Genomic DNA, 26,894 nt, shown 5'->3' with positions numbered 1-26,894 from the left:
AATTACTCTCCTTTTTTCTCAGTTGCTTCAGTTGCAGGCTTAGGATTCATAATTGAATCATAATCTTTGTTCTTATATTTAATTTTTGCATCTTCAGCAATTTTATCTGCAACCATCTCTTCCATAACAATCGCTTCAATTTCAGCCATATGCTCTTTGCTGCTTTGATACCAAGAACGCAACTCATCAGGATTCTCATAAGCACTGGCGAATCGTTCAATTACCGCATTCACTTTATCTTTATCTGCAACAATTTGGTGTTTTTTAACATATTCAGAAAAGAGCAAACCAAGATGAACACGACGTTTTGCTTGTTCTTCAAACAGCTCACGAGGAAAATCAGGTATCTTTTCATTCTCATGGTGTTCGTGTCCAAATAGACGATGATACATATCATGTTTCAAATGTTCGATTTCTTTGTCAATTAAAGCTAATGGCAATTCAATAACATTAACTTCCATTAATTTATCAAACAGCTTTTCTCTGTTCATCATGCTGACGCGACGCTCTAACTCTCGAGCCATATTCTCTTTAATGTCTTTTTTCAATGCGTCAATGCCGCCTTCCTTGATGTTAAATTTTTCAGCAAAGGCTTCGTTGAGTTCAGGTAGTTTTCCTTCCATCACATTCTGAAGTGTAATTTTGAAAACAGCTTCTTTTCCTGCTAATTCTTTATGTCCATAATCTTCAGGGAAAGTTACTTTAATATCAAAAGATTTATCCTTCTTATTACCAATAATTCCTTCTTCAAAGCCAGGGATCATTGATCCTGAACCTATTACTAACTCATGTCCTTTAGCGCTACCGCCTTCAAACAGTTTATCATCAAGATATCCTTCAAAATCGATAACGACTTTGTCGCCTTTTTTGACAGCGCGGGATACGTCATGCCATTCTTTATTTTGCTCACGAAGTTTATCCAGCATGTCTTCTACGTCTTTATCTGTAACTTCTGAACGAGCCAGCTCAACTGCCGCTTGATTTAATTCTATAATTTCAAATACAGGCATTACTTCAAATATTGCAGAATATTTAAAGTCTTTTCCTTTCTCTAGTTGCTCAGGTTCAACAGAGGGATAGCCCGCAGGAACTAATTCATTTTTTTGTAATGCTTCAAACAAAGTAGATTGCACCATATCTCGAGCTACTTCTTCACGAACACTTTGTGAATAGCGACTGACAACAACTTGGAAGGGTACTTTACCAGGACGAAAACCATCAATCTTAACTTTGCGAGCAAGATTCTTGAGACGTAAGCTCACTTCTTCCTCAACTTTCTCTGAAGGTACAGAAACTGTTACCTTACGTTCCAAACCTTTTAGGGTCTCAACAGAAACTTGCATTAATATCACCTCTTGGAATTTATAATGATAAATGGTGCGAAAGGAGAGACTCGAACTCTCACGGGTCGCCCCGCTGGAACCTAAATCCAGTGCGTCTACCAATTCCGCCACTTTCGCAAATCAGGTTGGATTATCAATCAGTAATTCGGTCTTGTAAAGACTCAGATAAAATCTTTAGCGATAAACCTTTTGTTTCTCTCAAATGGGGTGAACGATGGGACTCGAACCCACGACAACCGGGATCACAACCCGGGGCTCTACCAACTGAGCTACGCTCACCATAAATTTTATACCAGAAATTCTTATGAACAAGATCTGGGCTGGCACGCCCGGCAGGATTCGAACCTGCTACCCTCGGCTTAGAAGGCCGATGCTCTATCCAGATGAGCTACGGGCGCATCTTGGTCGGGGTAGAGGGATTCGAACCCCCGACATCCTGCTCCCAAAGCAGGCGCGCTACCAGACTGCGCTATACCCCGTAAAACCCGTCCCAAGGACAGAGCGCAGATAATACTAGGTGCTTTCATCAAGGTCAATATCTTAAATCATTTAATTTTAATTAATTTTAATTTATTGCTGCAGATATTTATTTACCTTGAACAAATCGTTGTTTTTTCAATCATCTAGCCGATTAACCATCCAAATCACTAAACTCAACTACTCGAATCTTCATTACTTTTCAGCTAGCATTGGAGATACTTATTATTTCACTTTGATTCTATGAAATTTAAACTACTTCCTATCTTTGACAACATGAATTACCTGCATAAAAATCATGAGCATGTTGTGCTGCCTGATATTCGATTTCAAAATGATTTTAATTACGCTTTAAACTTTTTGAAAAGCTATACGGGCAGTCAAGGTACATTCAATAGTTACCGCAGGGAAACTGAACGATTATTGCAATGGTCCTGGTTAATTAAAAACAAAACCATCAATGAATTAAAACGTGATGATATAGAAGACTACATTCATTTTTGCCAGAATCCACCTAAATCATGGATTAGTTTAAAGAAAGTACCGCGATTTATTGAAAAAGACGGAACACGTATCCCCAATGAAGAATGGAGACCTTTTGTAGTTACCTTAAGTAAGTCAGCAATAAAAAATGGACATAAACCCCAAATTGATCAATTCAATTTGTCTCAAGGAGCCATCCAAGAAATATTTGCCATTTTAAGTACATTATTTAATTTCTTAATTGCTGAAGAATATCTGGTTTCTAATCCAGTCGCCCTGATTCGCCAAAAAAGTAAGTTTATTCGTAAACGTCAACATAATGCCCCTATCCGCAGATTGAGTTTAGTACAATGGAGTGCCGTGTTAGACGCTGCCGAATCTCTCGCGGAAGAATCTCCCCTGAAACATGAACGCACTCGTTTTATGTTGAGCTTATTATTTGGTATGTATCTACGTATCTCCGAATTGGCTGCAAGTGACCGTTGGATCCCCAGTATGAATGACTTTGCCAAGGACAGTAACGGTCATTGGTGGTTCACAACGGTTGGTAAAGGAAATAAAGAGCGGCAAATCGCAGTCAGCGAAGCGATGCTCGAAAGTTTGATGCGATGGCGATGCTTCTTAGGATTATCTCCCCTCCCTTCCCCTGCTGATAATAGCCCTCTCATACCCAAAATTCGTGGAAATGGCCCTATGAGTGATACGGCGCCAATACGAAGAATTATTCAACGTTGTTTTGACTTAGCCGGAGAACAACTTCGGGTGAAGGGATACAGAGAAGAGGCAGATAATTTGGCTGCAGCAACAGTTCACTGGCTAAGGCATACTGGTATTTCCGAAGATGTAAAAATTCGTCCTCGTGAGCATGTACGGGATGATGCTGGCCACAGTTCTAGTGCAACCACAGATCGTTATATTGATATTGAAAAACAAGCTCGCTATCAATCTGCGAGGAAAAAAACTATTGAACCAGAACCCAGTTAAGCGGATTTATGTTAGAATTGAGGTAAATTCGTAGCTTTGTAGCCCGGATTATCGCAGTGTAATCCGCATACTTTGCCGTCATCCCGAGCATAGCGAAGGATCTGCGGGTTGTAGCGCAGGCTTATGATAGGAGCTCTCTCGCTCTAATCGCGATGATGAGAACTCATAATTTTTGTATAACCCACTCTATTTATGGCTAAAGATTTATCATGCTTACTCTTCGTCAAATTACTCTAAGTCGTGGCAATAAAGTTTTATTAGATAAAGTCAATGTCACTTTATATGAAAAGCAAAAAATTGGTCTTATTGGCCATAATGGCTGTGGCAAATCAACATTATTTGATTTTTTATTAAGGAAATTGCAACCTGATACCGGCGATTTTTTAATTAATCCTCAACTCAACATCAGCCATTTATCACAACAATTACCCGATAGTGATGAAAAAGCACTTGATTTTGTACTGGGTGGTGACGCGCATTATATGAAGCTGCTCCAACGTTTAAGCGATGCAGAAACGACAGGCAATGATGCCGAAGTGTTAGCATGCCATGAGGAATTAAGTCATAGCGAAGGCTACAGTAAACCGGCTCAAGCCGCAACGATTATGTCTGGCCTAGGTTTTAGAGGGGAGCAACAACAGGCTTCAGTAAATAGTTTTTCCGGGGGTTGGCGCATGCGTTTAAGCCTCGCACGCTGCTTAATGAACCCGGCTGATTTACTTTTACTGGATGAACCGACTAACCATTTAGACATGGAAGCAATTTTTTGGCTGGAGCGCTTTTTAAAACAAAGCCCGAGCACCATCATCCTTATTTCCCATGATCGTGAATTTCTTGATGCCTTTGTTACTCATATTCTGCATATCGAGAAACAAAATCTAACTCTATATAGTGGTGATTACAGTTGTTTTGAAAAAACACATGCACAACAATTGGCATTACAACAAGCCATGTATGAAAAACAACAAACCAAAATTAATCATATGATGTCATTTGTCAATCGATTTAGAGCGAAAGCGACTAAAGCAAAACAAGCACAAGGACGTCTCAAAGCCATAGAAAGAATGGAAATTATTGCTGCAGCACAGGCTGACTCCCCCTTTTCTTTTGATTTTTTTCCATGTCCGCGAGCAGGAAATCCATTACTTCAATGCAATATGGTTGATGCCGGATATCAATCTGAAAAACCGATATTAAAACGAATCAATTTCTCACTCAATCCAGGTGACAGAATAGCTCTGTTAGGGCCCAATGGTGAGGGAAAATCGACGCTAATCAAGACATTAACGGGGTCTTTAACACCTTTGAATGGTACAATCCACCGCTCTGCCCATTTAAAGATTGGTTATTACGCACAACACCAATTAGAACAGCTGGATTTTAATTTAAGTCCTGTGGAAACGATTCAAGTTCTATCACCAGAAGCACGTGAACAAACCATTCGCGATTTTTTAGGTGGATTTAACTTTACTGGTGATATGGCAGTTCAACCTATAAATCATTTTTCCGGTGGCGAAAAAGCACGTTTAGCTTTAGCAAAACTTGTTTGGCTTAAGCCCAATCTGCTGTTGCTTGATGAGCCTACAAACCATTTGGATCTAGGAATGCGCTCAGCCATTGAGCTGGCGTTGCAAAGCTATGAAGGTGCATTAATTCTTATTTCCCATGATCGTCATATGCTCAAAACCAGCGTCGACAATTTCTATCTGGTTTACCAACAAAAAGTTCAAGCTTTTGATGGAGACTTAGATGATTATTATTCCTGGTTACAAACTAAAGATTCAGTTAAAGTAAATAGCGTTACTTCAACTGCAATTGATTATAAAGAAAAGAAAACGTTACAAAACCGTCTAAAAAAACTGGAACAATTGATTGAGCAATATCAAAGTGAAATTACCAAGTTGGATACTCAACTTGGTGATGCCAGTCTTTATGAGGACAGTACACAACAAGATAAACTAAATCAATTGCTACAAAAACGTGCCAGTTCACACTTTTCTTTAAATCAAGCTGAAGAAGAGTGGCTAGAAATTAGTACCAGCCTAGAAGATATAGTTTAAACTAACGCACAGAAACCTGGATGCAAGATACTGTCTCTTGAGCTGATCTCTGCCGAACTTTTGGTCAACAGATCACCTTCCAGGCATCGCTCTCCACCTTGAAAATAACTTCATCGGCGATGGCTTCCACCTCCTATACATATTTCTCCAGGTACTCTTCATCTTTAGGTAATATTTTTATATTTGTGCCACAAATAAACTAAAAATTGACTTTTGTATAATTTGGAAAATTCTTACAAACAGTGCAGCTTCATTCTGTTCCAAGTTTTCAATTATCTTAGGTTAGATACAATTTATTTTCTAGCTATTTACCCGAGCGCAACAACTCTAACATCGACTTCGCAGCGACCTGTTCTGCCTTTCGTCGATTAGAACCTTGGCCAAAAGTTTTTTGTTTTGCACCATTAACCGTACAAGTGATATAGAATATTTGATTGTGCTCATCACCTTCTACCTTAGTTAAGGTATATTCTGGAAGAGCAATTTTTTCAGCTTGTAGATATTCCTGCAATTGCGTTTTTGCGTCTTTTAAACAATCGTTTAAATTAGGATCTTCGAGTCGAGAATGATATAACCTTAAAATGACCTCTTTTGCAAACTCAATGCCGCCATCAAGAAAAATTGCTGCGAAAACGGCTTCCATAGCATCGGATAGAATTGAGGCTCGGCGAAAACCGCCGCTTTTAAGTTCGCCTTGACCTAAAAAAAGAAATTCGCCAAGATCAATTTCTTTAGCCAGTTCGACCAACATTTCGCCTCGAACTAAAAATGAACGTAAACGACTTAATTGTCCTTCACTCTGCATAGGAAATCGATGGAATAGTTCATTAGCAATTACAAAACTTAAAATTGAATCGCCTAGAAATTCAAAACGCTCATAGTTTTCACTACCAACACTACAGTGCGTCAAAGCTTGCTTAAGATAAGCAACTTTTTTAAATTGATAATTTAATCGTCGGCATAGCCTTTCTAAATCAACTTTCACTGCCTGTTACAACCTCTTCTGTGTGATCAAAATCAAATAATAAGCTCATATTGTATACTAAAGGCTTAATCACCTGATATTTTAATTTCACTCTGAATTTATTAGCCCCCAAGGGTTCAATAGATAATTGATTTTCCTTTAGACTTTCTACCCCATTAATATCCAGGCGTTTATCCAAAGTACTTTTCAGAACATTGACATCCGCAACAGGATCTCCTGTTAGTGTAGATGGAGGTATCGTATTTAATCCTTTGACCGATTTGAGAACAGAGTAATACTGCAAGTAAACTGGAATAATACGCATTATTACCACAGCAGCCATAACAAGCACAACCACAGTTAACAACGTCCCTATAAAAGTCATTCCATGTTGTTTTCGCATTTGTTATTCCTTTTCTCTGCTCTAATTAAAAACAATATCTCGATCTAAGAACCATACAAACTATTACTTAGGGTATCAATTTTCCTATTTTAGACCAACGAACATTATCCGTCTTGCTATTCCAACTCATCCAAACTAAAAATGCTTTGCCTCGCAAATAGGATTCGGGTACAAATCCCCAGAATCGGCTATCTGCACTGTCATCACGATTATCGCCCATCATGAAATAACTTCCCTCGGGCACTACAATATCAAAATCTACAGCAGGAACATCAGCTCTAATGAAAATATCATGTATGGTTCCGTTCAAATCTTCCTTATATTTAGCTACCGCTTTCCCAGAACTCTCATCAATGGTGTACTCGACAAAAGTTTGTTTTGCTTCCTTTCCGTTAATGGTTAATACCTTATTATGGTAACTCACTTTATCTCCGGGAACTCCTATTACCCTTTTAATATAATCATAAGAAGGGTCTGGTGGCCAACGAAATACAGCAACCTGCCCTGTTTTAGGATCAGAAATTGGAATAATTTTCTTTTCCCAAACTGGAAGCCTTAATCCATAAATAAACTTATTGACGGCTACAAAATCACCAACAAGCAATGTCGGTTCTAATGAACCTGAAGGAATACGAAAGGGTTCGATGATGAATGAACGTAAAATTAAGACGATGAAAAAAACAGGAAAAAAAGATCGCGAATATTCAATGATACGATTGGGCTTCTGATCCTGAGTACGCTTTTTTGCCCAAAAAAGTACATCCAATAGGTAAATCAACCCACTGATAAAAGATAGGACAACGAGTATTAAAGCAAAATTCATAAATTTATATCCTAATCAAACTTAATTTATATATTCCAATAACCATACACTAATTTTAAATCTTGGTGAAAAGTCAAATTCACCAAATGTGGCTTTTCAGTGGCCCTTGGTAAATAGTTACTATTTCTTTTTATCTGTTTGAAACACAGCCATAAACGCCTCTTGCGGTATTTCAACATGCCCCACTTGCTTCATACGTTTTTTACCGGCTTTTTGTTTTTCCAATAATTTTCGTTTTCGTGTCACATCACCACCATAACATTTTGCAGTAACGTTCTTCCGTAACGCTTTTACCGTTTGCCTGGCAATAATATGGCTGCCTAATGCCGCTTGTATCGCCACATCAAACATTTGTCTTGGAATTAAATCACGCATTTTTTCAGCAATTAATTTTCCACGACTATGTGATGAGGAACGATGGACAATCACTGAAAGTGCATCCACGCGCTCACTATTAATCAAAATATCCATTTTAACTAAATCAGCTTCCTGAAAACGCAAGAAATTATAATCCAATGAAGCATACCCGCGGCTCACTGATTTTAATCTATCGAAAAAGTCAGAAACTACTTCACTCATAGGAATATCATAAGTTACAGAAACTTGGCGGCCACTGTAGGTCATATTGACCTGAACACCACGTCGCTCAATACACAAATTAATAATGGAACCGAGATAGTCTTGAGGAACAAGTATATTGGCTCTCACAATGGGCTCATACATTTCTTTAATTTGAGGAAGCGGTGGAAGATGAGATGGATTATCAATAAGCATCGTCTCACCCTTTTGTGTCACAATTTGATAAACGACTGTGGGTGCGGTAGAGATAAGATCAAGATTATATTCTCGTTCCAGACGCTCCTGTACAATTTCCATATGCAGCATGCCTAAGAAGCCACATCGGAACCCAAAACCTAATGCTTCAGAAGATTCAGGTTCATAAAATAGAGACGCATCATTAAGACTTAATTTAGCCAAAGCTTCCCGGAATGCCTCAAAATCATCAGCGCTGATAGGAAACAGCCCCGCATAAACCTGTGGTTTCACGCGTTGAAAACCAGGAAGTGGTTTGTCCGCAGAATTTTTTTCCAGAGTGAGTGTATCGCCTACTGGAGCACCTTGAATTTCTTTGATTCCGGCAACGACATAACCTACTTCACCGGCATTCAGCATGTCCAGTTTAGTCCGTTTAGGAGTAAAGATACCTACTTGATCAACCTCGTAAGATCGACCTGTAGACATAACCCTCATCTTGTCTCCCTTACGTATTGATCCATTGACAATACGCACTAAAGAAACAACTCCGAGATAGCTATCAAACCATGAATCGATAATTAAAGCTTGTAAAGGCGCGTCGATATCGCCTACTGGTGGTGGAATACGAGTGACTAATGCTTCCAGCACATCTTCCACACCAAGGCCGCTTTTTGCACTAGCTCTTATCGCATCGTGTGCATCCACACCAATGATATCTTCAATTTCCGAGATAACACGCTCTGGTTCTGCCTGGGGTAAATCAATTTTATTCAGTACCGGCAAAACCGATAATGATTGATCAATGGCAGTATAACAAACAGCAACAGTTTGAGCTTCCACACCCTGGGCGGCATCTACAACAAGAATTGCCCCTTCACAAGCGGCCAAAGAACGAGATACTTCATAGCTGAAGTCCACATGTCCTGGCGTATCAATGAAGTTCAACAGATAACTATTGCCATCTTTCGCAGTGTAATTCAAAGATACACATTGAGCTTTAATCGTAATCCCCCTTTCTCGCTCTATATCCATCGAGTCAAGAACTTGAGCACTCATTTCACGCTCTGTTAAACCACCACAAATTTGGATAAACCGATCCGCCAAGGTTGATTTACCATGATCAATATGGGCAATAATCGAAAAATTACGAATTCGCTTTAAATCACTCAACTGAAATACCCTTTTTTGCAAATAGCGCATTCTAGCTTAAATAAGCGCAGCCTTAAAGTATTTGCTAATGCACTGCATTTTTAATAAGATTTATCATTTCGTTTTTCTATTATCAGGGTGCGCTATGCGACGAGTATCAAGTTTGGGGTTTATAGCAATAATATTGCTACTTTTTTCGTTCTCAACTTATTCAGATACCGCATTTACACAAAGAAAAGATGTGCAACTCTTTATCAAAAGTATGGTTAAGGAATATCACTTTAATGCTAAAGAGCTTACAGCAACTATGAATCAGGTAGTAATCCGGCCCGATATCATTGAATCAATGGAAAAACCCTATGAAAAGAAGAATTGGGACGTGTATAGAGATTTGTTTCTCACCCCTGCGCGTCTAAAAGGCGGATTAGACTATTGGGGGGCGAATAAACAGGCATTAGACAAAGCCCAGAAAAAATACGGCGTTCCTCCAGAAATTATTATTGCAATTTTGGGAGTGGAAACCTTATATGGAGAGAAACAAGGAGAACATCGAGTTCTCGATGCCTTAGCCACACTGGCTTTTAATTATCCAAAACGCGCGCCTTATTTCACTAAAGAATTAAAAGAATACTTGCTTCTTTGTCGCGAACATGGAGTTCCTGCAACCCAATTCAAAGGCTCCTATGCTGGTGCTATTGGCCAACCGCAATTCATGCCCAGTAGTTATCGTAACTTTGCTGTTGATTTTAATAATACGGGAAAACGAGATATTGTAACGAATAACGCCGATTCGATTGGGAGTATTGCGAATTATTTCTACCATCATGGTTGGCGGCCCAATGATGGGGTTGCCCAACATGCCACAGTGGTAGGTACTCGTTATAAACGAATTCAAGTAAATCCTAAAAAAGCCAACTATTACTATTCACAATTGATTGCAAATGGGGTTAGACCGGTCACTGCAGCACATAATCATCCTTCCCGTGCCGCCTTGATTGAGTTGGTAACTGCTCAAGGCAATGAATATTGGATCGCTTATCCCAATTTCTTTGTGATAACCCGATACAACTCAAGTCCCCAGTATGCACTTGTCGTTTATCTACTGTCACAACAATTAAAACAACAATGGACGGCCATGAATATAAAAAAACATAGAGCTTATGCTTAGGAATGGATACACTTTTCCTCTTTGCAAAACATCTTGATGAAGCAGGTTGTTTATGCCTCAAAATAAATGCAGATGGAGCATTAATTGCTCCCCCTGCTCAACGTAGCTTTGCCGAAATTAAGCCACTACAAACAGAATGTAACACTATAGTTATTGAAACATGTGAGCAGGTCAGTCTCCTTAACCTTGAGTTTTCATGGCTTCCAGATAGAAAGGCAAGAACAGCAATCCCTTATGCTTTAGAAGAAAAACTAGCACAACCTGTAGATGAGCTTCATTTTGCCTTTGATAAAGCACGATATCAAAATAATCAGTACTTGATTACTGTGATCAGTAAACAACGAATTCGATATCTGATGCAATTCCTCAATGAACAAGGAATAGGATTTTCAGGGATCACTGTAGATTGGTTTGCCCTGGAACCACATGAATTATGCGTTTGTGAAACCACATTATTGATTAATACCGATGATTTTAAAGGGGCTCTTTCTGGAGAGCTAGCTCATATCTATCTAAAAAAGCATCCGCAACATCAACCCTTACTTTTTACAGACAGCGCAATTCAAAGTGATTCATCAGTACCTAAAAAGCAGGAAACATCCTATACCTGGATTGCACAAAGAATACTCAGATCAAAATTAATGAACCTCTGCCAAGGGGAAATGCAGCACGGAAATAAAGCAGATCTACTAAAAAAGGGATATCTGGTCGCCGGCGCTCTTTTTTGTGTTTGGCTAATCTCCCTACTTGTAACGAATGGGATCAAATTGCATTTACTCAATAAAGAAACCCAAAAAATTGATACACAAATTGCAGTGATTTATCATGAATTTTTTCCTGATGCAAAACAAGTTATTAGTCCTAAATTTCGCATCACACAGCTATTAAAAAGCAATAATACCGAAGAACAAAATCGCTTTTGGTTCTTACTCAATCAATTTTCGAAAGTCATGAAAAATGATCACAATACCCTGGAACAATTACGATATCAAAATAAGACTTTATCAGTCACCTTGGTCAGCACGGACTTCGCCAGTTTAGAAGAATTGGAAAATGAATTAAAAAAACTGCAACTTAAAGTGAAACAAACCCAAGCATCAACTCGTGAACAACAAGTTGTCGCGACTTTGGAGTTAATGTGAAAGCCTATTTAAGTACACTTAATGAACGAGAAAAATGGATGTTAATTGGAACAGCAGTGTGCCTTATTCTTTATGTGTATTATTTGTTTTTATACAGCCCATTGAGCCAACGAGTAGACCAAAAATCAAAACAACTCATTGAAAAATCAACTACCCTCGAGTGGATGAGAAAAATAAAACAGCAAAGTCATACAAAACAAACGAAAAAGCAAATAGTCGATAACAGCCAATTATTGACCATATTGGCCACGCAACTAAAAAATGATTCCACCTTAAAGTTTCCTTATCAATTACAACAAACTGGCTCAGGAGATATCCAAATTACTTTTGACTCAGTTGCTTTTAATTTATTTATTACCTGGTTGGAAAAAATAAATCAACGCTACGCTATTACAGTAAAACAGTTTGAAGCAGACCGCTCGAAAACGCCAGGCGTCACTCGTTTAATGATCTTGCTTAGTTCAGCTTCAAAAACTTAACCTACTTTAGTCGGGATGAAACGCTGAGGAAGCTTCGTTAGCCCTAGTGCAACGAGAAATGAGGAAAAAGGTTTCCAGGTTAAGAGTTATTCAAGTATCTCATAAAAATAAGGATATTCCATGTCAAATTCATCAGCTAAAATTGTTCGTTTTCACGAAACTGGAGGGCCCGAGGTATTGAGGCTTGAAGAGGTATCATTGCCAGAACCTGGGAAAGGTGAAGTTCGCTTGCGTGTTCATGCAATTGGTTTAAATCGAGCTGAAATTATGTTTCGTACGGGGCGTTATTTAGTACAACCCCATTTCCCATCAAAAATTGGCTATGAAGCCTCGGGTGTGGTTGAAGCCGTTGGGCCGGATGTAGATAAAAAAATAATTGGCAAGACATACAGTACTGTTCCTTGTTTTGATCTAGGCAAGTATGGGGTATATGGCGAAGTGGCAATAGTCCCTGCTTATGCGCTTGCAGCTTATCCTGAGAAACTTTCCTATGCGGAAGGAACTTCCATTTGGATGCAATACATGACGGCTTATGGAGCTCTGGTCCATTATGGAACGCTCGCTAAAAATGATTTTGTTTTAATTACTGCAGCAAGCAGTAGTGTAGGAATAGCTGCCATCCAAATTGCACGAGCTCAGGGAGCCATTAGTATCGTTACCACACGAACCTCTAAGAAAAAAGCTGAATTGCTCTCTTTAGGTGCAGATCATGTCATTGTAACTAATGAAGAAAATCTTCCTGCCCGTGTAGATGAAATCACCAAAGGTAGAGGAGTAAAAATTGTTTTTGATCCAATCGCAGGAAAGGGCATTGAAGTTTTAGCAGAAGCACTCTCCCCAGGCGGAATCCTTTTTGTGTATGGTAACTTGTCTCTAGAGCAGATTACTCCCTTCCCTCTTTTCACCGCCTTAAATAAGGGAATTTCCGTGCGGGGTTATACACTTTTTGAAATTAGTACCCAATCCGAAGCGCGCCAAAAAGCTGAAAAATATATTTTTGATCATATTCAAGATGGATCATTTCAGCCCCAAATTGCTCAGACTTTTTCTTTGGAGCATATAGTCGACGCACATAGATACATGGAGTCCAATGAACAAATAGGTAAAATTATTGTAACTGCTTAATCGCAGTAATCGATCTGAGTATCATTGAATGTTTACTCTAGAAGATTTAGGTTTGAGCGCAAGAGTTGCTCAAACCAACCATCCCCTGTTAGCGATTGAGTACTTACCTTCATTGTTGTTGCACACTGCCCCAATTTATCACTGAAGCACTACTTTTCAGTTCTTGGGGTAAAGAATTTAAGGCTTTTTGTGCTTCTTCAGGAGTACTGAAAGTTCCATATACTCCTCTATATCGCGTTTTACCATCTCGCTCATATTTTACTTGAGCCATCCGATCTTTTTTAGGTGCTTTATACAAGACTTGTGCCACTTGAGATGCCTTGTCCCCTTCAGTCAATTCGATTGTATAACCTTTAGGATTTTGACTATTAACCCAAGTCTCGTCTCTGTCTTTAAAAGAAACTGGAGAATGTAACTCTCCCACATGATATGAGTTAGGAACATTTACTTCCTGCTTTTGTTGATATCCATAATCATAATTCGTCATATTGTAACTATTTATATTATAAGGCCGTTGAGTGATATCTACATATGAATATGCTGGATATGAGATGTATTCATCTTTAGTACAGGAAGACATAGCAAAAGCACAAATTACTATGAGCGCTAAGTTTATTTTCTTATCCATAGTCATTCCCCTAATTTTTAGTTCTTATTATTTACTTCCTGACTACTATATCTACATAATTAGAAAAAACTTTAGAAATTTGTGTTGTTAAAGAACAAATTATGTCTTACAGTAATTATTTTTTTATTTAGACGGCAAAAACTTATGTGGACACATCGACGTTCTGGACAAACAAATCAACGCGGAAATCTGGATCATCGAGATCCTTATGAACGAGACCGTACACGTGTAATTCACTGCCCTGCCTTCAGACGATTGCAAAGAAAAACACAAATTTTAGGAACTGATGAAGGTGATTTCCACCGTACTCGCCTAACCCACTCTCTTGAAGTCGATTCAATTGGACGCAGTATTGTACACAATCTTTTAATGAACCAAGAGAAACATGTAGTTTTAGCTGGCCTATTACCTAATGACGATCTGATCTCAGTTATTTGTTTACTTCATGATATTGGACATCCACCATTTGGACACGGTGGTGAAGTGGCCCTAAATTATATGATGCGCAATTATGGAGGGTTTGAAGCAAATGGACAAACGCTGCGACTGCTCACTAAGGTTGAAAGCAGTTATGGAACTTATGGTCTTGATTTGACCCGTCGTGCATTGCTGGGTATTTTAAAATACCCAGTGAGACGTTCTAATGTTGTTGCCCCAAAACAAGCCCCTGTTCATGAATCCATTCATAAAACCATCAAAATTAATGACTGGTTACCACCTAAAGCATATTTTGATTGTGAACAGCCTGAGATTGATTGGCTATTGTCCCCCTTTTCTGATAAAGACAAAGAGTTATTTCAATCGTTGTCGCAAACACCGCATGGTACTAAAGCAGGAAAATCCGCCTACCATAGTTTTGATTGTTCCATTATGGATATCGCAGATGATATTGCTTATGGAGTGCATGATCTTGAAGATGCAATCCATTTGCGCCTTATTAATCCCTCTCATTTGGATACTCCTGAATTTAGACGGTTATTAAGCAACACCCTATTAAGCAATCGGCAAGATCAGATAATTGATTCGTTATTTTCTCCAGAACTTTATTCAAGAAAACAAACGATAGGAGAAATGGTCAATTATTTTATTACTTCAGCTCAAATCATAACGACCAATGAAAATTTCGAGAATAATTTGTTGAAATACAATTTGGCACTCGCTCCTGAAGCAAATGCACTGCTGAATTATTTAAAACAATGCATTTATAATAATGTCATTGACTCCCAAGAAGCCCGTACTTTTGAGTATGGCGGGCAAACCGTTGTACTGCGACTGTTCGATGCCATCAGCTCCAACCCTGCCAGTTTATTAGATAACAAAAATAGAGTTTTGTTTAAACAAGCCACAGATGAAACAACTGCTTATCGAATTGTATGCGATTATCTGGCGAATATGACCGATGAGTATGCCTATAGAATGCATGAGCGATTGTTTGGGTTTAATACGAGAACCATTTTCGAAAGACTTTGAGAACTCATGATCAAGTTATTAATATCTTTCAACTTTAACGATAACTTCCACCAATGTTTATGCGGTTTCTGGTAGCAAATAACTGTTGCGTATTTCCATTAACGCGTGTTGACTATTCATCCCCACCGCCTACGTGCCGCGACTTGTTCGCGGCATCCAAGTGATCTTAATCATATCCAGGTAACTTACACAGTAAGCTACCTGTTTTTTTATATACAAAGAAAAATTGTTTACTCTAGATATCCCAGAAATACAGTACAACATTTAGCTCCAACATTTGATCCATTTTAAAATGAATCTGATTCTAAAGGAGCTTATAGAGTTCATCACTTTGAAATTGGAAAAATCCAATAAATCGGATAAATGATGCTATCTACCCATGTATTGGTAAAATTATTTTCTTATTTTTGATTAAATATTAGAATAGAGAACATTTGATATAATGTTATGGCGTCCCCAAGGGGGTTCGAACCCCTGTTACCGCCGTGAAAGGGCAGTGTCCTAGGCCGCTAGACGATGGGGACCTGGATCTTTTTACAATTTAAAAACTTCAAACACCAATAATGGCGTCCCCAAGGGGGTTCGAACCCCTGTTACCGCCGTGAAAGGGCAGTGTCCTAGGCCGCTAGACGATGGGGACCTTGAACGTTTTTTCCATCAACATCAAAGATGTTGATGGTGGAGCTAGGCGGGATCGAACCGCCGACCTCTTGCATGCCATGCAAGCGCTCTCCCAGCTGAGCTATAACCCCTAAAATTAGGTTCGCAGTTTAATGAGCTCCCCATGATCTGTCAAGTATATTTTACATTTTTCATGAAGAAGTTTCTTTTTCAATCGATAAAAAGATGAAATAACGATTTAACAGACCAAGCACAAGAAAATGATACGGTGCAGTAGTCCGTCTTATCAAAGGAATAAATAGTGAATCATTTTCTAGATAAATCACTCTTTTTCATAAACTTTTTTGTTTTATCTGCTCCTCAGTTGGGAGTTTAATTCCCTTGATTAATCCAATTAGGGATAGAAAGTAGATAACAGAATATGAAATATCAAGTTGCCATTTTTTTAATCCATGTTTTGCTGAGCTTGGAAAGGCATGATGTCCATTATGCCAGCCCTCACCATATGCAAGGAGAGCAAAAAGCCAGTTATTTTTACTGTTATCATGTGTATCAAAGTCCTTTTTACCCCAAAGGTGACAAATTGAATTGATGGACCATGTGACATGTTGTTGGAAGAAAACTCTGAAAAACCCACAAACAACTATTCCTTCAAAGAAAGAGTACCAATCCATATACATCAGCCCATTAATAACTCCTGGAATGATCAATCCTGAGAGAGCAATTATGGTATAGTGTTTGTTGATGAATCGTAAATCTCGGTCTACTAATAAATCACCAATGTAGTATCTCCAGTTTTCTAAAGTATGGTGAGGCATCCATCCCATGTGGGCATAATAGAAGCCATATAATGACTTTTTATTTTCTGGAATAGGTGAATGAGGATCAAATTCAGTCTCCGTGTATTTGTGATGTCTTCGATGAGCTGCTATCCAGAAGAACGGAGTTCCTTCGTAAGCCATACATCCAAAGCATGTCAATACAATTTTTAACCATCGGTTCGCTTTAAATGAATGATGAGTTAATAATCGATGAAAACCAACCGTAACTCCTAGCACAGTACAGCTGTAGCAAATCAAAAGCAGTACTAAAGTACCTAAATGTATGTGAAATAATATTCCCGAAGCAATGCTATAGATTGTCACAAGTACTGGAATCCAGACTATGGCTAAACTGTACCATTTTTCGGAACTCGTTAAAGGACGGTACAAATGTAATTCTTTCATTTCTATCTCACTATTGTAAAACTCCAATTTATGCATCATTTTTTTCACGATTAAATTGAGTCAGCTTCGCCCTAACTGCCCTTTAGAAAAAGACTCAAATCGTCCAGACTCTATAGCGGACATCATCCTCTTTACCCGTAATGACGCAAAATAAAAATTGGCTTTAGGGTAAATCTCAAGACCAAAGAGTGTCAGGGGGAAATTAAAGCTTCGAGGTGAATGAGACCATTGACTGCTAGAGAAACACCGCAGGAGGTAAAAAAAATGCTCCAAAGTAAGACGAAGATACTCTACAACAATTGAGTCGAGTGCATGGCGTATTTCATTAATAAAACGCTCAATCAATGAGGGATTTTCTTTGGGTTTTAAATGGATTTCCATTCCATTACAATGAATATATTTCCTAACGAACACACCAGGAAAGAACATTTACACACCAGAAAGCACAAATTTTAACCGAATCAAGCTTAAGTATAGCATGTGTTTGTAAATAATATAGTTGAACTGCATTCGGCTGTTGTTTCGATAAATTATTTGGGAGGATACTTCTTTTCAATGTTGCTACTTTTTAACAGGAATCGCCCAGCCACTGAAATATTTATTTGCATATCGAGCTAAATTTATTCTTTATTTCTCATTGTAATACAATTTGTTATGAGCGAGTTAAAAATACATTCATTTCATTTTGACACTTAATCTCCTGTTAAGAATAACGATGTATTATCTATTTTTTTGATTCTAGAAGGAGCTATTTTGTGCGTCAATATTCAGAAAATAAAAACCTGCAATCTTTACTAGAAAATTTAATTACTTCATATGAAACAGAAGTTAATTATAATCCCTTAGAAATTGAGCTTGAAGCACAACAACTCTCTGTAAAGGACGTCGATGCTTTAAAAACATTTGTTAGCGATGATCGCAAGCGTCTCTTTATTTTTAAAATTAAAGAAAATGAACCCATATCAAAACAACTCGCCCTTCATGCACGTCGCGCAGTATTAAATAAAACAGCAGAAACAATTCTTAAAAATACATCCAACGTTCCAAAGATCAACCCTTTAAAATATGCATTGAATTCTAAGTCGCCTGCGGTTCGGCCACGCATCCAAATTCAAAAAAGCATTTTTTTACCTAAACCTCCTAGTTCACAAAAAGATGTTCACTTAGAACAGAGCGAACATGTGGTAAGCCCCGATTTGCAGCTAGTATCAATTGATCTCCTCGAGCTTCCCGAGTTGGTCAAACAACTTAGAGCCTTAGGCATCGAGAATCTACAAGAATCAGCTATTCCTATAATAAAAGAACATCACTATGCTTTTAGGGATGGTATTATCCCAAACAATCCTCCCAGGGGGTTTTATATAGACAAAAGCAAAAAAGCATTTTGTTATACTGATACCCCAAGAAAACTTCCTTCTCCTTTAGCACCGGTACTTAAAAAACAAGACTCTTTAGTTTTGCCTTCACTTGAAGAAGCCACGGTGCTTTTACCTCAGCTTTCTCAACAAATAATTTCAGTTCTTTTAGACACCCCATACTCACCTAATCAAAAGAATACCTTTTTAACATTGCTTCCTGCATATGAAAATGAAATCAAAGCATTACTTCAATTGCGACAGCATGATCAGTTCATCATTCCGTTGCTTTGCAAACAATATGTACTGGGAGGAGAAGCACATTCCATTGTTCTAGTAAGACTAATCACTGCCTGTTTGAATAAAAAAATCAATCTTGAATTTCTCGAAACTCCTGAGGTGCAAAATGCTCTTTTGAGCGCTCGAGGAATTAAAAATCTTCAAAAATTAGCTCAACTTCCTGCAGAACAAAAAGAATGGTGGAATACCCTGGTTGCTGCACATTTAAACTATGATAAAAATAGTTTTGATTTTAATGTCTTTTTTGAGGCCTATACACAAATATTCCTTCCTCGGATTGCAGAAAAAAATTTAACACTACCTAACCCCTGTCCCATCAAACATGACGGCCATATGCTCGTTACCTTAAATAGAGTGTTGGATGTTATAGAGCTCGCTAAAAATTCACAGGAACAATGCCTTTCTTTGTCGAATCTCAATTGGAGCTCAACAGGCGTACATCATGCCATGCTGCAAAAAACAGATTCAGAGCAATTGAAACAAGTTGCTGCGTGTATGCAAATTGAGAATCCTGAGGATTGTGTTACAGATCCGGAACCTATTTATTTACAACTCAATAATGAACACCTCGAACTTAAGCCCTGGCTATTTCGATATATGGGACAGCATTGGAAAACAGAAATTAGATTATCTGATATCCAGGCCCAACTTTTAGAAATTGAAAAACTCACCTCTTGGACCTCCGCTCAAAAAAATCAATTAACTTTTATTTTAACTTGTGCTTTTTCAAATAAAGACCCCCTAAATGTTGCACAATGGAGAGACACTTTAAGTCTTTCTATTCATGCATTACAAACATTGGAACAAAATGATCGTGATGATTTATTGCAGGCATTTTCTCGAGCTTTTAAATTTAAGCCTAACTTGTCATTCGCTCAAATCAATACCTTAATGAGCCAATGTATTGAATTCAAAACTGCATTCCCTGATAAAAAAATCAAAGATGATTTCATTACCCCACTGGTTTCATGCTTGGAAAATGAAGGGATGGAACTATTGAATACATTGCAAGATCGTATTCAAAAAACAGATCCAGCGCCTGAAACCAACCAATTTTCTCTATCAGCTATTGCATCGTTTACAGCAATCCTGCAAAAAAAACGTGAGACCTTATCGCCAGAACTCATTAAATTATTGGCAAAGCTCAATGAACCCAATTTTGCTGATGAACAAATTGATCGTTTATTATTAGCAATAAAGGCGATACAGAATACAAAAGGTCCAGAATTTCATAGAGTGGTACTCAGTACATTAAGTCAAATCAATATCTCAAAGTCACAAGAATTACCTAAAATCGAAAAGATTCAGTCTCTTCTGGAAACATTTGTCAATTCAGAAGAAATGGTCATCCCTGCTGAATGTAACACTCCAGAAAAACAAGAAGAATGGTTAAAAGCACTCATCGTTGATAAAAATCTTTTACAAGGTTGTGTGCTTGGTAATGGAGATATATCTAAACTAGATGATTTAATAGTTGATGCTTTAGCTGATGCAATTAAAAAGCGAAGTGCCGTATTTAAAGTGGAAAAGTTGAAGAGCGAGCTACAAAAGAATTTGCAAAGCCGCATGGTGCCTCAACAATTACGCGATAAATTAGATACAACACTGATGCCACTTTTTGATACGGTAAATGATTTGTTTACTGAATTACAAAAACCGAATCCTCAATTCTCAGAGGCTCTTGAAAAATTTAAAACATTTGAAGAAGAAAAACCTAAGTTGCTTCAGGAAACATATGGTCTTAGCATTTTGGGTATCGAGGTAAAAACTCAAGGCGAATATATTTTAAGTTTCCTGCTCACTGGGGAAAGAAAAGAGACTGATAAGATTACTGGGTCCGGGTTTGCTGCTGTTTTAGGGCCAGTTCATCACTTACTTGTTTCTCAAATGAAAGCCTTCTTTGAAAATCCCAAGCATAAGCAGAGTGTAAAAGACTTGGATTTGGACACTTGTCTTGGTTGGATGGCAAAGTTTAATGAGACACTCTCTTTAACTTTCTTTTTCAAAGAAGAGTTGATTCAGAAAAAAGTATTGCCTGCTTTGAAAAAAACATTACATCAGCTCAATACCCAAGATCCAGATTTTGAACGAAGTATCCTTGATGAAGCAGCTTTAATCGATGAAAATGCTCCCTCACACATAGCGCTACAAAATTATAAAAATAAAATTGAGTCCATTGCCAATTATCTCAACTTGCTTATTGATATAAACTCTCGACATCCACAGCAATTCAATAAGATTTACAAGCAACTGAGCACTGGAGCTCTAAAACGCTTAAATTATGCACAAAAACATATTTTAGCAAGTAAATTAATCAACGACAGTTCAGAAAAGCTAGACCTTTATCTAAAGCTCACCACTCAAGCTTTAGAGGAAAACTCTGCTGCAGATGATACCGCGATTGAACGAGCAATCAATGGCTTAGTTGAATTGTTTAAGATAGCCGATCTTGAACCAGAAACGCAGACCATGTTCTTCAAGATGAGCTTGGCCCACAATTTGAGAAATGCGAGCCCGTTCCCTCTTGCCGCATTAAACGAATTCAAGAAATCCAATCTCCCTGAAGAAATCAAATCGTCCATTATTAAGAAAATTATTCAATTTTTAGTGGGATTATCGGGCACGAATTCCGAGCTGGTTCGGGGGCTAATCCAACAGACCCAATTATTCTTAACCAACAATCAAGACCAAGCTGAGCTATGCATTGCGTTACTAAATAAAGTTTCCCACACGAAACCCGATCAAGATTTAACCACCTATCCTCTTATTCTCCAACAATTAGCTCAAATCGAACTTGGAAATCGAGGAAAAATTGCTACGATCTTGTCTGGTTTAGCAAACAATAAAAAAGATCCCACAGTGAATCTTCCGGCCTTGTTAGAGGTCACTAAAGGATTGGAAAGGCGTCCTTCTGTGGAGATTGATCGCGTTCTTAAATTATTTGCAACAAAGCCCTACCCTAATACTGAAAGCCTCAACTTAGCCCTGGCTGCTCATGACTCTGAAATAATTCGTGCCTATTGTTTAAGCTTCGACACAAATCCTTTTGCTAAAGCAGGTGAACAAAGAGATTTGGCAAAACAATTTGCAACGGATCGAATAAAAGATGCGCTACTCAGTTTACAAGACTTGCTTCATGAAACCGATTTCCCGCATGCATTACAAATGAAACTTGCAAGACAATTAACGTATATTGAAACATTAGGATATACCGACCCCTTAAATCCCAATAATTTCACTGGGCTAAAAAAATTAACCGCCTGTTCACGCCATGATTTAAAAGAACGAGCCTGCACTCTACTTCAACAATTACGCTCAAAAGCAATTAATCAAGAGCAAGTTGAAGAAACCTACCTTGAACTCTTGGCTTATTTAAGAGAAATCTACTTTCGAACGACAGGTTTATTTCCAAATACCACACAAATGCTTGTTTTGTTACTTGCCCTTAAGGATCCCACCTCCAATTTATTAATGCGTATCAAAACTGGGGAAGGAAAAAGCATCAATACACCAATGCTCTCTGTGCTTCAGTGGGCACAAGGTGGTACTGTGGTGCAATGGACTGCTAATCCAACTCTTCTGATTCGGGATTATGAGAACAACTGTGAGCCATTTTTCAATTTTTTGGGAATTGGCTCAGCACTCATTCAAAGTAATACACCAACGAAAAATTTTATCCATGATGGAATTAACTGCTCCACAGTTGAGGATATGGCTAGTTTTCATTTAGCTGCAAAAATAGATGGAAATGAAAAATTACTGAAACCGAAGGGACCTGTGCATATTGTTTTAGATGAATGTGACGATGCACTTTTAGATCAGCTAACACTTTATAAACTCGTTGCTGAAGCCGAGGCAGCGCATGGTGACAACCCAGCCCAATGGATATACCCCCTTGCCTATCAATTTGTAAAACTCCCAGCGTTCCGCAAAACAAATCCTGCCTGGGACGAAGATGAGGATCTCGATCAATTTCGTATATTTCTCAGCAAACAAATCAACGAACAATTTAATGGCGATGTGGATAAACAAAATTATTTGATGGCATCAAGTAATACTCAACTCAAACAATGGATCCATGCCAGTTGCATCGCTGCTACTTTAGTGGAAAACAAACATTTCATAATGCAACCTGTCAAAGAAAAAGATGAATCAGGCCATGAGACTATTAAAAAAATTGCCTGTGTTCCTCTGATTCGCAGCACACCTAAGCTTGGCTCAATTTTCACTGAAGAAGTACAACAAGCGTTACAGGCTCGACTTAAAGCTGAACGTAAAGATCAAGCCCAGTATATTTTTATTGATCCAGTCCCCTCTGTACTTGCGAGTCAATCAGCGCAAGGTTTAATCAAATTCTTCCAAAAGACCTTAGGACGGTTACTGGGAATTTCAGCAACGCCGGGAGATAAACGTGAACTTGAAAGCTTAGCGACCTCGCTGGGAATCCAGGCAGTCAGCGTAGCACCGCATGCTGGAGATAAGCGTATTAATCACGATCCGATTTTTACTTCAGATCGGGAAGGTACAATCAAAGCCATACATGAGACTCTCAATAAAATTAAGTGTCCTGTTACAAAAATACTAATGGAAATTAAGAATCCTAATGAAAAGGTTCAAACCTATGAGCAAAAGGAACAAATTTTTGAAGAAAGAAGAGAAGCTATTGAAGAATGGAGTCACACTCAAACTCAACCCATTCTTATTGTGAGTGAAGATTTTGATGAAGCGCAAGCAATTGGTAACAGTTTAAAAGAATACGAAAAGCAAGGATTCATAATCCAAGTGATTACCGGTAAGGAATCTCCGGAACAACTGGAGAAACTCATAGAACAGGCAGGTAAAGTGAATACCATTACTGTAGGGACAGCAATGCTTGCAAAAGGAATAGATATCAATCCTGGGGATCACCCTAAAGGTTTATTTGTCATTCAAACTTATCCTGATACCGAAAGAATGACCACCCAAATCGGGGGTCGCGCTGCCCGCAATGGAAAACCAGGTGAATGGTTGCCAATTTATCAAGTAAAGCCTCCTCAGAATTTACTCGATCAGTTTCTTTATTATGTGTTCCCCTGGACTCGTCAACGTATAAACGAACAATCGGTTGAAGCGGTAAGAAATAAAATCAAATTACAAGCAACTGTAGATAGGATATATACCCAGGCAATTGATGAAGCGCAACAGATACTGATGCAGCAAATTGAAGCTTGGGAAAGCTTACTTGATGAACTTTACCCAGATAACCTTCAAATAAAATTTGAGCTCTACCAATGGCGCGAAACGCTTTTGAGTGAATTGACTCGTTCTCAGGATACCAATGTAACCGAAAATTCCCTGACTGAAAGTATTGAACAATTTAAAAAGTCAGCATGCAGACTTTGGGGAACGGCTCTAGAAGAAAAATGGGCAGCTAAAGCCGAGAAGGCGCCTCACATGAGTTATGAGCAAAACCTAAGACTTAAGTTTTTAAAACAGTTAGATTTCTCTCAGGAATTAAATATTCAAACAAAGCTGCAACAAAAAGGAAAACCGTTTTCGGCTGGAGCCAAAGCTTTAATGAACCAAAATCTCGAAACGGTTATTGCGGATAAAGCAGGAGCCGTGCTCGAATATACCCAGCCTTCAGAGCAAACCAAAAAAAGTTTAGAGTTAGCGCAAGGTAAACAAGTTTTACCTTATTTGGTTGGAGCATTTTGTACTGTTTGTCCAGAGGCTATAAAAACTCTTTTCCCTAAAAATACATCACAAAATGGCTCATTTGTACCTGAAATTATTCGAAAAGCAATAAATAAGCTCATCGAACAAAAAAACAGAGTATGGCGCAGTGAGGAAAAACAAGAGATTACTGAAAGCATCATCCAATTTTATCAAAAAAAATTAATGGAGGCAGATGATGAGACCGTTAAATTATTATCCAAAGTTAAACCTTTAATTTTAGGCCACTGCAGTGAATTAAACAATTTTTCACTTGTTGAACAGTTTAAAGTACAGGGTCTGGTCCTTTCCTTTTCTACTCTTTATCGAAACTTAGGCTTGCCAGAAGATGAGAGTTTAAACACATTGAAGAAGACCTACGACGAAGAAATAATGAAGAAGCTGGCAAAATACCTAATCGATGAGTTTGATTGGGTACAACAAAAGCCAGAACCCTTCCATGCTTACTTCGAACGAACTGTAGCCAAAAATGCTGCCCTAGAAATTTATGCTCTGGCTAAGGAGTTAGATAATTTTCCTCAGGATAAAGATAAAATACAGGAGCTCTATTCAGCACTTGAACGTCACAAAGCCGTTTTAAAAGATAAGTATCTGTTTTCAATAAGTCACTCATCGCCTCGAAATGTGATTAACGATGCGCTTGATGCAATTGATTCATTAAATAGCATCCCGCACTGCGATCTGGATTTTAGAAAAAACTGCCATGATAAAATCGTTGCAGAGCATCAAATTAATGCCTTTCGGAACTATTTGGGCAATACATCCCCTTATTTCTTTAAGACTGTCGACCCTACTTGGATGCATTTGAAGGAAACACTCCTCAAAATGAGTCGTCAGAGTAAAGATAATCCCAGTCATGTAGTGCATGAGTTATATGAAGCGATTGAGCGTTTTAGTTCTTATAAAGCCTATCAGCCCTATTTAAAGCAACTTAATGCATTGAAAAAACAACTGGAGTACTCAATCGTAGAGTTGGGTAAATCGGATGGACTAAATCAAGATGTACAGGAAAGTTTATTTGCACAAAAACAAGAACGGTTTGCCAACCTATTGAAGGTTAATCCAGAGCATGTTCGTATTCAAAGTGGTACTGATGGTATCCAATCTTATATAGAATTACAAATTGAAGATGAGCGATTGCAACAAGGATTTACTGGATATGAATCCTCTTTCCTTGAGCGAGTTGAAGCGGAACGAAATGAACTACGAAGAGTTAAAACAGTTTTTGAAGAGAATAAAAATAATCTTCTTAATTTATCTGATGCAAAGGCGATTGAAACTCTTCCTGCACGAAAACGTCCCGAATTCGAAAGATTATTCAAACTAAAAGAACTTTTAAATCTTGATTGGAATCATCTTGACCTCGAACGCAATGATTTCCCTGCATTAATTCGTCAAAAACTGGAACATGTCGATGAATTGAAACATTTAAATTGGAAAGTAGGACCTGTGAACCTGAATCAACTCAGGGGGCTTTTGGGTAAAGAACCTGATGGCGCTTTTACTGCCCTTCTTGATGAACAGTCTAAGCTCAAAAGTGATCTTGAGGGAATTCGAAGTAAGATCACGGATATTCAAGAAAAAATCCGTATACAGGAAAAAGAAAAATCAGATACGCAACACCTGATTAAAACAGCTCAAGACCGTATGCAAGAGTCTAATTGCCCCTCATGGGAATGGTATATGTTAAAGACTAAAAACCATTTTCTAGAAAAAAACGTCCAATCCTTTGAAAAGCATTTGGGAACGCTCAGTATGACTTTAAGTGAATTTCAAGGCGAAGAAACCGAATGTATGGATGCAATAAGCGATAATGATGATTTATTGGATAGAAAAAGAATCGGGTTTATATCAGGACTCTTTGAGCAGATTAAACACCATCTGGCAGATCATCTTGTTGAAGAAGCGAAACAACATGTTGCAATGATAGATAAAGAACTTCAAGAAGCAGAGCCAGCTATCAATAAAATTGCAGATGAAGAAATCAAAAAAACACGTTATCAGACGCGTCGATTCTTCAAAACAAGTGAATTATTACGCTATGAAGCGCTCTTAACTCATGAGGAAGAAATGATATGTGGAAAAGAAGGACCCATTGGAGAATTCGAATTAGAGAATGTTAAAAATGCACCAGTATTAGCCTTCTAATTCCCTTTGTAGCTCGGATTGATACAGCGTAATCCAGGAGGAGCTCACTCCTCCTGCCATCCAAAGCGTCGCGAG

The 26,894-nt window shown here is 38.2% G+C and carries 16 protein-coding genes and 7 tRNA genes; 8 read left to right on the top strand and 15 right to left on the bottom strand.

All coding sequences use genetic code 11. From position 1 onward, the window contains the following. Positions 1-2: 2 nt before the first annotated feature. From tig to ACF8MK_RS12530, 5 genes are all read right to left on the bottom strand, one after another. Positions 3-1,343 carry a trigger factor gene (gene tig / locus ACF8MK_RS12550; RefSeq protein ID WP_392536944.1) on the bottom strand — a complete coding sequence of 447 codons (1,341 nt, stop codon included), beginning with the start codon at positions 1,341-1,343 and terminating at the stop codon, positions 3-5. A 32-nt stretch (positions 1,344-1,375) separates the two neighbouring features. After that, positions 1,376-1,460, bottom strand: a tRNA-Leu gene (locus tag ACF8MK_RS12545). Between the two features lie 86 nt (positions 1,461-1,546). Next, positions 1,547-1,622 (bottom strand) — tRNA-His (locus ACF8MK_RS12540). A gap of 42 nt (positions 1,623-1,664) precedes the next feature. After that, a tRNA-Arg gene (locus ACF8MK_RS12535) sits at positions 1,665-1,741 on the bottom strand. Between the two features lie 4 nt (positions 1,742-1,745). Continuing rightward, positions 1,746-1,822 (bottom strand) — tRNA-Pro (locus ACF8MK_RS12530). Between the two features lie 241 nt (positions 1,823-2,063). On the opposite strand from ACF8MK_RS12530, the gene ACF8MK_RS12525 reads away from it, so the two are divergent. Next, positions 2,064-3,287, top strand: coding sequence for a tyrosine-type recombinase/integrase (locus ACF8MK_RS12525; protein WP_392536943.1), 1,224 nt, complete (start codon positions 2,064-2,066; stop codon positions 3,285-3,287). 209 nt (positions 3,288-3,496) lie between these two features. Beyond that, positions 3,497-5,347: an ABC-F family ATP-binding cassette domain-containing protein gene (locus ACF8MK_RS12520; RefSeq protein ID WP_392536942.1), complete on the top strand. Its 1,851-nt coding sequence runs from the start codon at positions 3,497-3,499 to the stop codon at positions 5,345-5,347. A gap of 304 nt (positions 5,348-5,651) precedes the next feature. Here ACF8MK_RS12520 and rnc read toward each other — a convergent pair whose 3' ends face one another. The 4 genes from rnc to lepA all read right to left on the bottom strand — a co-directional run bounded on the left by rnc (position 5,652) and on the right by lepA (position 9,493). Next, positions 5,652-6,332 carry a ribonuclease III gene (gene rnc / locus ACF8MK_RS12515; protein ID WP_265704404.1) on the bottom strand — a complete coding sequence of 227 codons (681 nt, stop codon included), beginning with the start codon at positions 6,330-6,332 and terminating at the stop codon, positions 5,652-5,654. Beyond that, positions 6,322-6,714 carry a DUF4845 domain-containing protein gene (locus ACF8MK_RS12510; RefSeq protein WP_265708897.1) on the bottom strand — a complete coding sequence of 131 codons (393 nt, stop codon included), beginning with the start codon at positions 6,712-6,714 and terminating at the stop codon, positions 6,322-6,324. Before ACF8MK_RS12510 ends, rnc begins: the two co-directional genes overlap by 11 nt. 67 nt (positions 6,715-6,781) lie before the next feature. Continuing rightward, positions 6,782-7,537: a signal peptidase I gene (gene lepB / locus ACF8MK_RS12505; protein ID WP_265704402.1), complete on the bottom strand. Its 756-nt coding sequence runs from the start codon at positions 7,535-7,537 to the stop codon at positions 6,782-6,784. A gap of 120 nt (positions 7,538-7,657) precedes the next feature. Next, positions 7,658-9,493 (bottom strand): translation elongation factor 4, encoded by a 1,836-nt coding sequence (lepA, locus tag ACF8MK_RS12500; RefSeq protein WP_265704401.1) that lies wholly within the window; start codon positions 9,491-9,493, stop codon positions 7,658-7,660. A 94-nt stretch (positions 9,494-9,587) separates the two neighbouring features. On the opposite strand from lepA, the gene mltB reads away from it, so the two are divergent. The 4 genes from mltB (at position 9,588) to ACF8MK_RS12480 (ending at position 13,356) form a co-directional block, all read left to right on the top strand. Continuing rightward, complete coding sequence (gene mltB, locus ACF8MK_RS12495; protein ID WP_392536941.1) at positions 9,588-10,610, top strand: lytic murein transglycosylase B; 1,023 nt, start codon at positions 9,588-9,590, stop codon at positions 10,608-10,610. Between the two features lie 2 nt (positions 10,611-10,612). Further along, positions 10,613-11,752, top strand: coding sequence for a type II secretion system protein GspL (gspL, locus tag ACF8MK_RS12490; protein WP_392536940.1), 1,140 nt, complete (start codon positions 10,613-10,615; stop codon positions 11,750-11,752). Continuing rightward, the gene (gene lspM, locus ACF8MK_RS12485) at positions 11,749-12,231 is read left to right on the top strand and encodes a GspM family type II secretion system protein LspM (RefSeq protein ID WP_392536939.1); all 483 of its coding nucleotides are present in this window, start codon (positions 11,749-11,751) and stop codon (positions 12,229-12,231) included. Before gspL ends, lspM begins: the two co-directional genes overlap by 4 nt. 120 nt (positions 12,232-12,351) lie before the next feature. Continuing rightward, positions 12,352-13,356, top strand: coding sequence for a zinc-dependent alcohol dehydrogenase family protein (locus ACF8MK_RS12480; protein WP_392536938.1), 1,005 nt, complete (start codon positions 12,352-12,354; stop codon positions 13,354-13,356). Positions 13,357-13,465: 109 nt separating this feature from the next. Here the strand turns inward: ACF8MK_RS12480 and ACF8MK_RS12475 are convergent, their stop codons facing one another. Beyond that, complete coding sequence (locus tag ACF8MK_RS12475) at positions 13,466-13,984, bottom strand: SPOR domain-containing protein (RefSeq protein WP_392536937.1); 519 nt, start codon at positions 13,982-13,984, stop codon at positions 13,466-13,468. A 144-nt stretch (positions 13,985-14,128) separates the two neighbouring features. Here ACF8MK_RS12475 and ACF8MK_RS12470 point away from each other — a divergent pair, with 144 nt between their 5' ends. Continuing rightward, positions 14,129-15,454 carry an anti-phage deoxyguanosine triphosphatase gene (locus ACF8MK_RS12470; protein WP_392536936.1) on the top strand — a complete coding sequence of 442 codons (1,326 nt, stop codon included), beginning with the start codon at positions 14,129-14,131 and terminating at the stop codon, positions 15,452-15,454. 448 nt (positions 15,455-15,902) lie between these two features. Here ACF8MK_RS12470 and ACF8MK_RS12465 read toward each other — a convergent pair. The 5 genes from ACF8MK_RS12465 to ACF8MK_RS12445 all read right to left on the bottom strand — a co-directional run bounded on the left by ACF8MK_RS12465 (position 15,903) and on the right by ACF8MK_RS12445 (position 17,682). Next, a tRNA-Glu gene (locus tag ACF8MK_RS12465) sits at positions 15,903-15,978 on the bottom strand. Positions 15,979-16,018: 40 nt separating this feature from the next. Next, positions 16,019-16,094: transfer RNA gene (locus tag ACF8MK_RS12460), tRNA-Glu, on the bottom strand. A 36-nt stretch (positions 16,095-16,130) separates the two neighbouring features. Further along, positions 16,131-16,206 (bottom strand) — tRNA-Ala (locus tag ACF8MK_RS12455). Positions 16,207-16,407: 201 nt separating this feature from the next. Continuing rightward, positions 16,408-17,301 (bottom strand): acyl-CoA desaturase, encoded by an 894-nt coding sequence (locus ACF8MK_RS12450; protein ID WP_392536935.1) that lies wholly within the window; start codon positions 17,299-17,301, stop codon positions 16,408-16,410. Between the two features lie 60 nt (positions 17,302-17,361). Further along, the gene (locus tag ACF8MK_RS12445) at positions 17,362-17,682 is read right to left on the bottom strand and encodes a hypothetical protein (protein WP_392536934.1); all 321 of its coding nucleotides are present in this window, start codon (positions 17,680-17,682) and stop codon (positions 17,362-17,364) included. 374 nt (positions 17,683-18,056) lie between these two features. On the opposite strand from ACF8MK_RS12445, the gene ACF8MK_RS12440 reads away from it, so the two are divergent. Then, positions 18,057-26,819, top strand: coding sequence for a hypothetical protein (locus ACF8MK_RS12440; protein ID WP_392536933.1), 8,763 nt, complete (start codon positions 18,057-18,059; stop codon positions 26,817-26,819). Positions 26,820-26,894 lie beyond the last annotated feature (75 nt).

This window comes from Legionella sp. 227 (assembly GCF_043161935.1).
Lineage (GTDB): Bacteria > Pseudomonadota > Gammaproteobacteria > Legionellales > Legionellaceae > Legionella > Legionella sheltonii.
Note: the sequence above shows the minus strand (reverse complement) of the source record. Positions and strands in the feature narration are given on the sequence as shown.